Origin of the sequence: Pseudonocardia sp. (assembly GCF_035305885.1) — a bacterium.
GTDB lineage: Bacteria > Actinomycetota > Actinomycetes > Mycobacteriales > Pseudonocardiaceae > Pseudonocardia.
Map to the genome: position 1 here is coordinate 32,203 of NZ_DATGOP010000111.1, position 11,747 is coordinate 43,949.

The following is an 11,747-nucleotide window of genomic DNA, read 5'->3' on the forward strand; positions in this document are numbered from 1 at the left end:
CGTTGGATCTTCGGGTCGAGTTCCGCCGCCGCCCGCGTCCGGGACCCGTCCGACGTGCCACGATGCCGAACGCCGGCGAGCTGGGAGGAAGCGGTGACGACGACGCGCACGGCGACCGAGTGCGCCCTGCTCGGCGGGGCACCGGAGTGCCGCTGCCCGCGCGAGGCCGGGGACCTCACCGAGGAGCAGGTCGTCGACAGGGCGCTGAGCAAGGTGCGCTTCGGGCAGCGCGCCGACCCCGCTGGCAGGGCCGCGGCGCGGCGCGGCCTGGACGCGATGCTGGACCAGGCCCGCGGCCACGGCCCGTCCACGCTGGTCTCCGAGCTGCTGCGGATGGGCATCACGGCGCGGCTGCTCGGCGAGGACGCCGCCGACGCCGACGAGGTCGAGGCGCTGCTGCAGGAGTTCGTCGAGCTGGCCGAGCTGGACGCAGACCCGCGCCGGCTCGGCGAGGCGGCCACCCTGCGCGCCCACCGCACCGCGGTGTACGGGCACGAGGAGGACGCGCTCGCCGACGCCGCGACGGCGTTCGCGATCCTCACCGACATCACCGCGCCCCCGCCGGGCGAGGACCCCGGCCGCTGGGCGCGCTCGCTCGCCCGCAGCCTCAACGGCCTCGTGGTCGTGCTGCTCAAGCTGGGGTCGCACGAGCTCGCCGACGAGGTCTCGCAGCGCGCCGTCGCCGTCGCGCAGGGGTCGGGTTCGGTGATGGACCGGCTGGTGCACCAGCTCAACCGGACCCGGCTGCAGCTGTCGTGGGCGCTGCGGCTGGAGCGCAGCGGGCGCGACACCGCGGCGGCCACCCGGTTCGCCGCCGCGGCGCAGACCGCGCGCACCGCCGCCGGGCTCTGGACCGCCGCGATGCGCACCGGGCGGCCGGCCACGAGGGAGTGCTCGGTGATCGGCGCCGCCTACGCGCTGGCCCGGCCCGCCCCGCACCAGTTGGAGATGCTGACCGCCCTGCACCCGATGGCGCACTTCGCCGGGGACCGGATCGTGCTGGCCATCGCGACCGCCCGGTGCCTGCTCGCCGCGGGCAGGCCCGACGACGCCGCCGCGGCGCTCACCGGCCTGCAGGCCGAGCTGCGCCACGGCTCGCCCGCCGGTGCCGTGCTCACCCTCGCGCTGCACCGCGAGGTCGCCCGCGTCGACCGCATCGCCCACGGCGCCCCGTCCGGCCCGCTGCAGCTGTACGCCTCGGCGCTGGAGAACGAGCTGTGGGCGCTGCGCGAGGCGCGGCACACGGCGCTGCGCAGCCACGCCGAGCAGCACCGGCTGGCCCGCGAGCACGGGGCCGCGGCCGCCCAGGCGCTGCAGGACCCGCTCACCGGGCTGCCGAACCGGCGCGCCCTCGACCTGCGGCTCGCCGAGGCCGTCGCCGACCCGGCCGCGCAGCCGTGCGCCGTGGCGCTCATCGATCTCGACGGCTTCAAGAAGGTCAACGACGAGCGCTCGCACGCCGCGGGCGACGAGGTGCTGCGGGTGATCGCCGACTGCCTGCGCTCCACGCTGCGCGCGGGCGACCTCGTGGCCCGCTACGGCGGCGACGAGTTCGTCGTGGTCATGCCGGCCACCCCGCTCCCGGTGGCCACCGCCGCCCTGCGCCGTGCGGCGGCCGCGGTGGCCCGGCTGCCGGGCGAGGTCGCCGCGGGAGTGACGACGTCGATCGGCGTGGTGCGGGCCCGGCTGGACGGCGAACCGGCGGCCGCGCTCGCCGCGGCCGACGCCGCGATGTACCGGGCCAAGCACGGGGGCGGCCACGCGGTGGTCAGCGACGACGGCTCGCGGCCGCGGCGGATCGGGGCGTTCCCGCTGGGTAGGGGCGATTTCGCCGGTGGATCCGACGCGCTGTAGCATGGGCCGTCGAGCGCCCGGCGTGACGAACGGATCCCCGCCGCCGGTGCGGAGAGCGAGCAGTCCACCGGCAGGAAGAAACTCGAGGCATTCGCGTGGCCAACATCAAGAGTCAGATCAAGCGGGTCAAGACCAACGAGAAGCGCCGCCTGCGCAACAAGTCGGTCAAGTCCGCCGTGCGTACCGCCGTGCGGAAGTTCCGCGAGGCCGCCGAGGCAGGCGACACCGAGAAGGCCGTCGAGCTGCAGCGCGCCGCGGCGCGCGCGCTGGACAAGGCCGCGAGCAAGGGCGTCATCCACAAGAACCAGGCGGCCAACCGCAAGTCGGCGATGGCCAAGCGCCTCGCCGCGCTCTGACCCGCAGAACCACCACGGCGCCGATCCGCGATTCGCGGATCGGCGCCGTCGTGCTCCGGCAGTAGGGCCTACAGCTCGGCCGCCGCGGGCACGATCTCGCGGCCGAGGGTCTCGAGCGCCGTGAGCTCCCACACCCGGGGCACCCAGCCGTGCACGTGCTGCACGCCGAGCTTGGCGAGCTGCTCCAGCTGCGACCGCAGCGCGTCGACCTTCTCGCCGCGCTCGCCGACGTCGAGCGGCAGCATCACGGTCTTCTCGATCTCGTCGTAGAGCCGCCCGACCGCCGCGCAGTGCTCGCGCAGCACGTCGAGCTTGCGTTCGAGGTCGTCGGCGGCGAACAGGTTGCACGCCTGCGCGTACTGCGCGACCAGCCGCAGCGTCTTCCGCTCGCCGCCGCCACCGATCAGGATGGGCGGCCTGCGCAGCGGCTGGGGCCGGTTGAGCGTGCGCTCGAGTCGGTAGTGCCGCCCGACGTAGGGCTCCTCCGAGTCGCTCCACATCTGCTGCACGATCTGCAGCGTCTCCTCGAGCCGCTCGAAGCGCTCCTTGGTGGACGGGAACGGCAGGCCGAGCCCGCGCGCCTCGTCGGCGTTCCACGCGGCGCCGATGCCGAGCATGGCGCGGCCGCCGGAGAGCACGTCGAGGGTGGTGACGAGCTTGGCGAGCATGCCTGGCTCGCGGTAGGTCACCGCGGTGACCCACGCGAGCAGCTCCACCCGCGACGTGCGCGCGGCGAGGTAGCCCAGCGTCGTGTAGGCCTCGAGCATCTCGTGCTCGGGTGGACCGAGCACGGCGATCTGCCACACGTGGTCCATGACGCTCACGCGGGCGAAGCCGGCCTCCTCGGCCGTGGTCGCGATGCGGGTCAGGTCGTCGGCGAGGTTCGCCGGGCCGGACGGGTAGGTGAAGTCCGCGATGTGCAGACCGATCTTCACGTCGATCCTCCGAGTCTGCTGCTCGATCAGCGGTTCCGACGCTAGCCCGCACGGCGTTCGCGGTGGTGGGACCAGGGTGGCCCTGCTGGGACCAGGATCGGCCCAGGCCGGGGCCGGCTCAGGGAAGCGCGTGCGCGGTGACGGTGGCCCCCGGCTGGAACTCCGCGAGCAGCGCGACGATCTCCTCCCGGGCCGCCGCGACATCGCGTTCCGCCGCGTCGTGCAGACCCTCGACCACCACGAGGGCGTCGGTCGTCGACTCCCGGGTCGCGCTCTGGGCGCTCTGTCGCCAGCACCAGCGGCGGGCGCAGGCCACCCCGGCGCGGTCGACGAACACGACCTCGCCGGGCTCCGGCGCGACCGGCTCGTCGGCGCCGAGGTCGGTGAACCGCTCGGCCCCCGTCGCGAACCGGACCGTGATGCCGCCGTCGATGCCCGCGAGATCGACGACCGCGACCGGGAGCGCGTGCCGGATCGACACGAGGTTGCCGAGGTCGACCAGCGCGTTGATCGACGGGATGTCGCCCTGCTTGGCCAGCCGGCGCAGCAGCGCCTCGGCCGCGCTGCGGTACTGGGTCGGCTTCGCCCCGAACCCGGCGAACGCCCGGCGCCAGGCGGCGATCGGGGGCAGCTGGGAGGGCGGGGTGGTCGCAAGCCGGTCGGCGACCTCCTTCTGCGCGGTGCGGTAGCGCTCCCACAACGCGGGTGGCGTGGGCCCGTTGGTCAGGCCGGAGGCGTGGACGACGCCGGCGCGGACGGCGGGGTAGCGGTCGAGGACGGCCTGGTCGTAGGAGAACACACGGACACGCTAGGCCAGACTGGTCCCGTGACCGAGTCCACCGCGGCGGCGATCAACGAGACCAATCCGGGGCTGCGCATCGAGCTCGGTGACCTGAGGGCGCACGGCCCGCGCGCGCTGGCCGACGGGCTGGCCGACGCGCTGCGCCGCGCGATCCGCGGCGGGCGTCTCCCCGCGGGCACCCGGCTGCCCGCGTCGCGCAGCCTCGCCGCCGACCTCGCGGTCTCCCGCGGCGTGGTCGTGCGCGCCTACGAGCAGCTCGTGGCGGAGGGCTACCTGCAGGCGCACACGGGCCGCGGCACGGTGGTGAGCGACGTCCACACCGACGGGAGCGAGGCGCCGCCGCCGGTGCGCCCGTTCGAGCCCGGCAACCCGGGCGTGCCGGCGCTGGGCGCGTTCCCCCGCACCGAGTGGCTGCGCGCACTGGAGACGGCGATGCGGTCGCTGCCCGACGCCGAGCTGGGCTACGGCGACCCGCGCGGCCACCCCCGGCTGCGCCGCGCGCTCGCGGCGTACCTGGGCCGCACCCGCGCCGTCGTCGCGCCGCTCGATCGCATCGTGGTCACCGGCGGGTTCGCCCAGGCGGCCCGCCTGATCGCCGAGGCGCTGGCCCGCCACGGCATCGACGCGGTCGGGGTGGAGGACCCCGGCTCGGCGGGCGTCGTCGAGACCTTCCGCGTCGGCGGCCTCGACACCCACCCCGTCCCGGTCGACGAGCAGGGCATCGACGTGGCCGCGCTCGCCGCCACCGAGCTGCGCGCGGTGTCGGTGACCCCGGCCCACCAGTTCCCCACCGGCGCCGTCCTCGCCCCCGCGCGGCGCACGGCGCTCCTGGAGTGGGCGGCGGCGCGGGACGCGGTGGTGGTCGAGGACGACTACGACGCCGAGTACCGCTACGACCGCTCCCCCGTCGGCGCGCTGCAGGGCCTCTCCCCCGACCGCGTCGTGTACGGCGGCAGCATCTCCAAGACCCTCGCGCCCGGCCTGCGGCTCGGCTGGGTGGTCGCCCCGTCCTGGCTCGCCACCACCCTCACCGAGGTCAAGCACTGGGCCGACATCGCAGAGTCCGTGCTCGAGCAGGTGGCGCTCGCGGTGTTCATCGAGACCGGCGCGCTCGACCGGCACATCCGCCGGATGGCCGCCCGCTACGCGGAGCGCCGCCGCGCCCTGCTCGCCGCCGTGGCCCGCCACCTGCCCGGCTGGTCGGTCACCGGCGTGGCCGCGGGCCTGCACGCCGTGCTGGTGCCGCGGCACCCCGTCCCGCCGGCCGCGCTCGACGCCATGGCGCACGCGCCCGGCGGGCCGGGGGCGATCCCCCTCTCCGCGTACGCGCAGTCGACGAGGCCGCGGGCGGGGCTCGTGGTCGGGTACGGGTCGCTCACCGCCGACCGGATCGAACGGGGCATCGCGGCGATGGCCGCGGCCGGCGTCTGACCAGCGCGGGAACGGGTCAGAAGGCCGGCCAGGGGATGGCGGGCCCGTACCCGGACGGCTCCGGGTAGCTGGGCTCCTCGAGCAGGTGCTCGACCCGGTGGACGAGCGTGCGCAGCTCGCGCCGCGTGATGTGCTCCGACAGCGACTCGGCCAGCTCCCCGTCCAGCTCCGCGCGCAGCCGCTCGAGGTTCTCGATCACCGGGCGGGGCAGCGGCTTGCCCACCCAGCCCCACAGCACCGTGCGCAGCTTGTCGTCGGTGTGCATGCACAGCCCGTGGTCGACGCCGTAGACGTTGCCGTCGGCCCCGGCGAGCACGTGCCCGCCCTTGCGGTCGGCGTTGTTGGCGACCACGTCGAACGCGGCCATGGCCTGCAGCTCGGGGATGTCGGCGTGGACGAGGACGGCGGGCTCGCCGTGGTCACCGCGGGCGCGCAGCACGCCGATCCAGCCGGGCGGCACCTCGCGGGGGTGGCAGACGTCGACGAGCTCGCGCTCGTCGTCGGTCTCCACCCACACCTGCACCATGCCCGGCCCGAACGGCCCGTCGCGCAGCACCGTGGGCGGCACGACGTGGAAGCCCGCGGCCTCGGACACCAGGTACGCGGCCACCTCGCGCCCGGCGAGGGTGCCGTCGGGGAAGTCCCACAGCGGCCGCTCGCCCCGCACGGGCTTGTAGACGCACTCGGCCTCCACGCCGTCGAGCGCGATCGTGCCGAAGAGGGTGGCGTTCGAGGCGTCCACCAGCCGGCCGGTGATCTCGATGCGGCCGTGCCGGAGCAGTCCCGGCACCGCCGGGTCGCGAGGGTCCACCGAGGTCTCGTCAGTCCTCGACCGGGGACCGCTGGTGGTACCCGTTGAGCCGCACGCAGACGTGGCCGTGCGGGTCGAGCGGCTCGGCGCACAGCGGGCACGGCGGCCGGCCCGCGGACACCACGCGCTCGGCGCGGTCGGCGAACGCCTTCGCCTGCGGCGGGGACAGGAAGACCCGCAGCGCGTCCGGGCCTTCCTCGGTGTCGTCGAGGACGACCGACTCGTCGACCTCCTCGTCGGTGACCGCGAGCAGCTCCACCACGACGGACCGCGTCTCGGCGTCCCAGCCGAGGCCCATCGTGCCGACCCGGAACTCCTCCTCCAGCGGCACGGCGAGGGGGTCGAGGTCGGTGCCGGCCTCCTCGTCGTCGAAGTCGTCCGCGCCGAAGCGGCGGGCCACCTCCTGCAGCAAGGCGGTGATCCGGTCGGCGAGCACCGACACCTGCTGTTTCTCCAGCAGCACGCTCACCGTGCGCGCATCCTGGATCGCCTGGAGGTAGAACGAGCGCTCACCGGGCTCGCCGACGGTGCCCGCGACGAAGCGCTCGGGCTGGCGGAAGACGTGGATGACGCGTGGCATGGCGACATCGAGGGTAGACCGCCGCGGCTTTTCAGGCACGCCCGTGGGCGTTACGCGCCGGTGTCGCCTCCGACCACGGCGTCCGAGCTGCGCGAAGACGACTTGCGCCGCTTGCGCTTCGGCGGCGGGATCAGCCCCGAGACGTCACCGCCGAGATCGTTCACCCGCGCCACGAACGGGCGCGTCTCGGTGTAGTGCACGACGCTGATCGACCCCGGGTCGACGACGATGCGCTGGAAGTTGTCCAGGTGCGTCGCGAGCGCGTCGGCGAGGATCGACTTGATCACGTCACCGTGGCTGCAGGCCAGCCAGACGGCGTCCGGGCCGTGCTCGGCGGCGATCCGGTTGCCGTGCCTGCGCACCGCCGCCACCGCCCTCGCCTGCATTCCGGCCAGCCCCTCCCCGTCCGGGAACACCGCGGCCGACGGGTGCGCCTGCACCACCTTCCACAGCGGCTCCTTGGCCAGCGTCTTCAGCTCGCGGCCGGTCCACGAGCCGTAGTCGACCTCCGCGAGCTCCGGCTCCGTGCTCGGGACGAGCCCCCTGGCCGCGGCCAGCGGCGCCACCGTCTGCTCGCACCGCAGCATCGGCGAGCAGACGATCTCCGCGATCGGCACGCCCGCCAGCCGGTCCACCAGCTTCTCGGCCTGCGCCCGGCCGGTGTCGTCGAGCTCGACACCGGCGGAGCGCCCGGCGAGCACGCCGGACGCGTTGGCCGCCGAGCGGCCGTGGCGGAGCAGGATGAGCGTCGTCACGACCGCCGAGCGTACGTGCGTCCAGCGGGCGGCCGCGGCTCAGTAGGCGGCGATCCAGCCCGCGCCCAGCGCGACGAACAGCACGGCCCCGAGGGCGACGCGGTACCAGACGAACAGGTAGACGCTGTGGCGCTCCACGTAGCGCAGCAGCCACGCGATCGAGGCGAAGCCGATCGCGAACGCGATCACCGTCGCCACCACCATCTGGGCGACGGACGGCCCGTCGCCCGCGAACACGTCCGGGATCTGGAAGATGCCGGAGGCGACCACGGCGGGGATCGCCAGCAGGAACGAGTAGCGGACCGCGGCGGGGCGCGAGAACCCGAGCAGCAGCCCCGCGGTGATCGTGCCCCCGGAGCGGGACACGCCCGGGATCAGCGCCATCGCCTGGGCGAAGCCGAGCAGGATGCCGTCGGCGGGCTTCATCTGCTCCAGCTCGAAGCGCTGCTTGCCGATCCGCTCGGCGAGCCCCAGCAGCAGCCCGAACACCACCAGCGTCGTCGCGATCAGCCACAGGTTGCGCGCCGCGGTCTGGATCTGGTCCTCGAACAGGAAACCGAGCACGCCGATCGGGATCGTGCCGATGATCACGAGCCAGGCGATGCGGTAGTCCGAGGTTGCCCGCACGGCGGGGAAGCGGAAGCCGCGCAGCCAGGTCAGCAGCAGGTGGCCGATGTCACGCGCGAAGTAGACGAGCACGGCGGCCTCCGTGCCCAGCTGGGTGACCGCGGTGAAGGCCGCGCCCGCGTCCCGCCCGAAGAAGACCTCCGACACGATCCGCAGGTGCGCCGACGAGGAGATCGGCAGGAACTCGGTCAGCCCCTGCACGACCCCGAGCACGATCACTTCCAGCCACGTCACGCGCGGGACCGTACCGAGGGCGCCGAGGGCGTCCCGCATAGGCTTCCCCCGTGCGGAGGCGACGGGTCGGGGGCAGCGGGCTGGAGGTCTCGCAGATCGGGCTCGGCACGATGACCTGGGGCGTCTCGACCGACGTCGAGACCGCAAAGGCCCAGCTCGCGGCGTTCGTCGAGGCGGGAGGCACGCTCGTCGAGACCGCGGAGGCCTACGGCGACGGGGCCGCGCAGGAGGTGCTCGGCGAGGTGCTCGCCACGGCCGTCCGGCGCGACGACGTCGTGCTCGCCGGGCGTGGTGGCGTGCCCGGCGGGCCGCTCGGCGAGGGCGCCGCGCGCGGGGCCCTGCTCGACGGGCTCGACGCGATGCTCGCCCGGCTGCGCACCGACCACATCGACCTGTGGCAGCTGCCCTACTTCGACGCCCGGGTGCCGGTCGAGGAGACCCTGTCGGCCGTGCAGGTCGCGGTGTACTCGGGAAAGGCGCGCTACGCGGGCCTGGTCGGGCCCGCCGGCTGGCAGCTCGCGACGGTGGCCGAGCGCGGCCGGATGCTGGGCGGCGTCGCCGTGCCGGTCTCGGCGCAGGCGGAGTACTCGCTGCTGTGCCGGGACCCGGAGCGGGAGCTGCTGCCCGCCGCGCTGCACCACGGGATCGGCCTGCTGGCGTGGGCGCCGCTCGGCCGCGGCGTGCTCACCGGCAAGTACGTCGACGGCACCCCGGCCGACTCCCGCGGCGCGTCCCCCGAGCTCGCGTCGTACGTCGAGGCCCGCCGCACCGAACGCGCGACCCGGATCGTCCACGCGGTGCTCACCGCCGCCGACGGCCTCGGCACCTCACCCCTGTCGGTGGCCCTGGCGTGGGTGCGCGACCAGCCGGGCGTCGCGTCCGCGATCGTCGGCGCGCGGGACGCGGCCCAGCTCACGGCCTCGATGGCGGCCGACGGCCTGGTCCTGCCCGCGGAGATCCGCGCCGCCCTCGACGACGTCAGCGACCCCGGCTGAGCCCTGGCACGCGCGCGCGGGCGCGCCTATGGTGTGGGTCATTCCACCCGGCGTTCACCAGGACGTCAGGTGGCGGTGCGGTGCTGCTAGGGAGGTGAGCCGGTGGCGCGGAGCGGCCCGACCGGCACGGTCGAGGGGGAATCTGTCGACGGGGACTGGGAGTACCGCCCGGTCCAGCTACCGGGTGATGTGTCCCGGATGACCGCGGCGGTGCGGCTGGCGATCCAGGCCGAGTTCGGCGGCTGGGAGCTGTCCCGCGTACGTCTCTACCCGGGTGGGGTCCGCAAGGTGGTGCTGCGCCGTCGGCGCAGTTCGAGAATGCTGCCGGAGCTCTCGATCTAGAGCTCATCCGCGCGCCGACGCGCGCGGCTGCTGCGTCTCCTGCGGCTGCAGCTGCTGCGGCTCGTCGGCGAGGGACCCCAGCAGCGCCAGCGACCTGGCGCTGTCCGAGCCCGGCTCGGCGTGGTAGACCACCAGGAGCTGGCCGTCGGTGTCCGAGATCGGCAGCTTCTCCAGCCGCAGCTCGAGCGGCCCCAGCTCCGGGTGGTCCATCCGCACCTGCCCACCCGCCAGCGGCTTGACGTCGTGGCGTGCCCACAGCTGGCGGAACCGCTCGCTGGCCAGCGACAGCTCGCCGACGAGCTGCACGATCCGCGGGTCGTCGACGTCGGTGCCGACGGAGGCGCGGAACGCCGCGACCATGCCGCCGATGATCGTCTCCCAGCCCGGGTGCAGCGCCTGCTCGTCGGCGTCGAGCAGCATCGACCGCAGGCGGTTCTCCCCCGGCCGCAGCCGCGGCGACAGGGCGGCGGCGAGCCGGTTGGCGGCGAGCACGTCGAAGCTCCGGCTCTCCACGAACGCCGGCAGCCCGATCACCTCCAGAAGCTGCCGGATCCCCGCGGGCACCACCTCGCGGCGAGGCCGCCGCGCGGGCGCCGGCCGGTCGGCCGAGAGGCTCAGCAGGTACTGCGTGGCGGTTTCGTCGAGCCCGAACACCCGCGCCAGCGCCCGCAGCACCTGCGGCGACGGGTTGCGGTCGCGTCCCTGCTCGAGCCGCAGGTAGTAGTCGGCGCTGATCCCGGCGAGGGTGGCGACCTCCTCCCGGCGCAGGCCGGGCGTGCGCCGCACCCCCGCGACGTGCAGCCCCACGTCCGCCGGGTCGACGAGGTGACGACGCGCGCGCAGGTAGTCGCCCAGCACGTTCGACCTGGTCACGGTCCTGATCCTAGGTGTGGGGCGAGCGCCGATCCTGGTCCTGCGACTCCCAGGATGAACTCTACGTTCCGGTCCGGGCCCCGCCGCCGAACGATGGGGTCATGACATCCCACGGACTTCCCGGCGGCCGCTACCGCGTCGGCGACTTCGAGCTCACCCGCGTCGGCTACGGCGCCATGCAGCTGGCCGGGCCCGGCGTCTTCGGACCGCCGAAGGACCGCGACGCGGCGATCGCCGTGCTGCGCGAGGTGGTCGAGCTCGGCATCAACCACATCGACACCGCCGACTTCTACGGCCCGTACGTCACCAACGAGCTGATCCGCGAGGCGCTGCACCCGTACCCGGAGGACCTGCACATCGTCACGAAGGTCGGCGCCCGCCGCGACGAGAAGGGCAGCTGGGTGCTCTCCCGCGACCCCGCCGACCTGCGCACGCAGGTCCACGACAACCTGCGACGGCTCGGCCTCGACGCCCTCGACGTGGTCAACCTGCGCATGGGCGCGGTCGAGGGGCCGGAGCCGGGCTCGATCGCACCGCAGGTCGAGGTGCTCGCCGAGCTGCAGCAGCAGGGCCTCATCCGCCACATCGGCCTGAGCACCGTCACCGCCGAGCAGCTGGCCGAGGCCCGGGCGATCGCCCCCGTCGTCTGCGTGCAGAACCACTACAACCTCGCCCACCGCGAGGACGACCCGCTCGTCGAGCTCACCGCGCGCGAGGGCATCGCGTTCGTCCCCTACTTCCCGCTCGGCGGCTTCTCGCCGCTGCAGTCCGACGCCCTCGAGTCGGTGGCCAAGCGGCTCGAGGCGACCCCAAACGCGGTCGCGCTCGCGTGGCTGCTGCACCGGTCGCCGAACATCCTGCTGATCCCCGGCACGTCGTCGATCGAGCACCTGCGCGAGAACGTCGCCGCCGCCGCGCTGGAGCTGCCTGCCGACGCACTCGCGGAGCTGGACGAGATCGGGCGCTGATCCCGGCCCAACCGCGGGCGAGGCGGGCGCGCAGGCGGTCGGCGAGCACCACGTCGTGGGGCAGCTCACGCAGCCGCGCGGGATCGGCGGGCACGCCGCGCTCCCGCAGCCGGCGGCCGAGGTGGGCCCAGTACCCGGCGCACGACTCCTCCCAGGTGCCCCCCGGCGCCGGCTCGTCGGGACC

General features: G+C 74.8%; 13 protein-coding genes. 6 read left to right on the plus strand and 7 right to left on the minus strand.

The features are described from left to right. The first annotated feature begins 93 nt into the window (after nucleotides 1-93). A complete protein-coding gene (locus tag VKZ81_RS23570) occupies nucleotides 94-1,854 on the plus strand; it encodes a GGDEF domain-containing protein (RefSeq protein ID WP_324243834.1) in 1,761 nt (586 codons plus the stop codon). A gap of 95 nt (nucleotides 1,855-1,949) precedes the next feature. Beyond that, the gene (gene rpsT / locus VKZ81_RS23575) at nucleotides 1,950-2,210 is read left to right on the plus strand and encodes a 30S ribosomal protein S20 (RefSeq protein WP_324243835.1); all 261 of its coding nucleotides are present in this window, start codon (nucleotides 1,950-1,952) and stop codon (nucleotides 2,208-2,210) included. Nucleotides 2,211-2,278: 68 nt separating this feature from the next. Here the strand turns inward: rpsT and VKZ81_RS23580 are convergent, their stop codons facing one another. After that, nucleotides 2,279-3,145: an LLM class F420-dependent oxidoreductase gene (locus tag VKZ81_RS23580; RefSeq protein WP_324243836.1), complete on the minus strand. Its 867-nt coding sequence runs from the start codon at nucleotides 3,143-3,145 to the stop codon at nucleotides 2,279-2,281. A gap of 118 nt (nucleotides 3,146-3,263) precedes the next feature. Then, nucleotides 3,264-3,944 (minus strand): B3/B4 domain-containing protein, encoded by a 681-nt coding sequence (locus VKZ81_RS23585; protein WP_324243837.1) that lies wholly within the window; start codon nucleotides 3,942-3,944, stop codon nucleotides 3,264-3,266. A 27-nt stretch (nucleotides 3,945-3,971) separates the two neighbouring features. On the opposite strand from VKZ81_RS23585, the gene pdxR reads away from it, so the two are divergent. Continuing rightward, nucleotides 3,972-5,378, plus strand: a complete 1,407-nt coding sequence (pdxR, locus tag VKZ81_RS23590; RefSeq protein ID WP_324243838.1) for a MocR-like pyridoxine biosynthesis transcription factor PdxR — start codon at nucleotides 3,972-3,974, stop codon at nucleotides 5,376-5,378. Nucleotides 5,379-5,394: 16 nt separating this feature from the next. Here pdxR and VKZ81_RS23595 read toward each other — a convergent pair whose 3' ends face one another. Genes VKZ81_RS23595 through VKZ81_RS23610 form a run of 4 tightly spaced genes read right to left on the minus strand, consistent with a single transcriptional unit; the run spans nucleotide 5,395 to nucleotide 8,385 of the window. Beyond that, the gene (locus VKZ81_RS23595; RefSeq protein WP_324243839.1) at nucleotides 5,395-6,189 is read right to left on the minus strand and encodes an SCO1664 family protein; all 795 of its coding nucleotides are present in this window, start codon (nucleotides 6,187-6,189) and stop codon (nucleotides 5,395-5,397) included. A 10-nt stretch (nucleotides 6,190-6,199) separates the two neighbouring features. Continuing rightward, the gene (locus VKZ81_RS23600) at nucleotides 6,200-6,769 is read right to left on the minus strand and encodes a DUF3090 domain-containing protein (RefSeq protein ID WP_324243840.1); all 570 of its coding nucleotides are present in this window, start codon (nucleotides 6,767-6,769) and stop codon (nucleotides 6,200-6,202) included. Between the two features lie 50 nt (nucleotides 6,770-6,819). Next, nucleotides 6,820-7,524, minus strand: a complete 705-nt coding sequence (locus VKZ81_RS23605) for a histidine phosphatase family protein (protein ID WP_324243841.1) — start codon at nucleotides 7,522-7,524, stop codon at nucleotides 6,820-6,822. 39 nt (nucleotides 7,525-7,563) lie between these two features. Further along, a complete protein-coding gene (locus tag VKZ81_RS23610; protein WP_324243842.1) occupies nucleotides 7,564-8,385 on the minus strand; it encodes an undecaprenyl-diphosphate phosphatase in 822 nt (273 codons plus the stop codon). 50 nt (nucleotides 8,386-8,435) lie between these two features. Here VKZ81_RS23610 and VKZ81_RS23615 point away from each other — a divergent pair, with 50 nt between their 5' ends. Both VKZ81_RS23615 and VKZ81_RS23620 read left to right on the plus strand, forming a co-directional pair. Next, nucleotides 8,436-9,380 (plus strand): aldo/keto reductase, encoded by a 945-nt coding sequence (locus VKZ81_RS23615; RefSeq protein ID WP_324243843.1) that lies wholly within the window; start codon nucleotides 8,436-8,438, stop codon nucleotides 9,378-9,380. Between the two features lie 102 nt (nucleotides 9,381-9,482). After that, entirely contained in the window at nucleotides 9,483-9,722 is a 240-nt protein-coding gene (locus tag VKZ81_RS23620) for a DUF5703 family protein (RefSeq protein WP_324243844.1), read from the plus strand. Nucleotides 9,723-9,725: 3 nt separating this feature from the next. Here VKZ81_RS23620 and VKZ81_RS23625 read toward each other — a convergent pair whose 3' ends face one another. After that, complete coding sequence (locus VKZ81_RS23625; protein ID WP_324243845.1) at nucleotides 9,726-10,595, minus strand: helix-turn-helix domain-containing protein; 870 nt, start codon at nucleotides 10,593-10,595, stop codon at nucleotides 9,726-9,728. 101 nt (nucleotides 10,596-10,696) lie between these two features. Between VKZ81_RS23625 and VKZ81_RS23630 the strand changes: the two genes are divergently transcribed. Next, nucleotides 10,697-11,563, plus strand: coding sequence for an aldo/keto reductase family oxidoreductase (locus VKZ81_RS23630; protein WP_324243846.1), 867 nt, complete (start codon nucleotides 10,697-10,699; stop codon nucleotides 11,561-11,563). The last annotated feature ends 184 nt before the right edge of the window (nucleotides 11,564-11,747 follow it).

Coding starts and splice junctions, on each gene's coding strand:
- VKZ81_RS23630 (WP_324243846.1), top strand. CDS start 10,697: ATGACATCCCACGGACTTCCCGGCGGCCGCTACCGCGTCGGCGACTTC.
- VKZ81_RS23600 (WP_324243840.1), bottom strand. CDS start 6,769: ATGCCACGCGTCATCCACGTCTTCCGCCAGCCCGAGCGCTTCGTCGCG.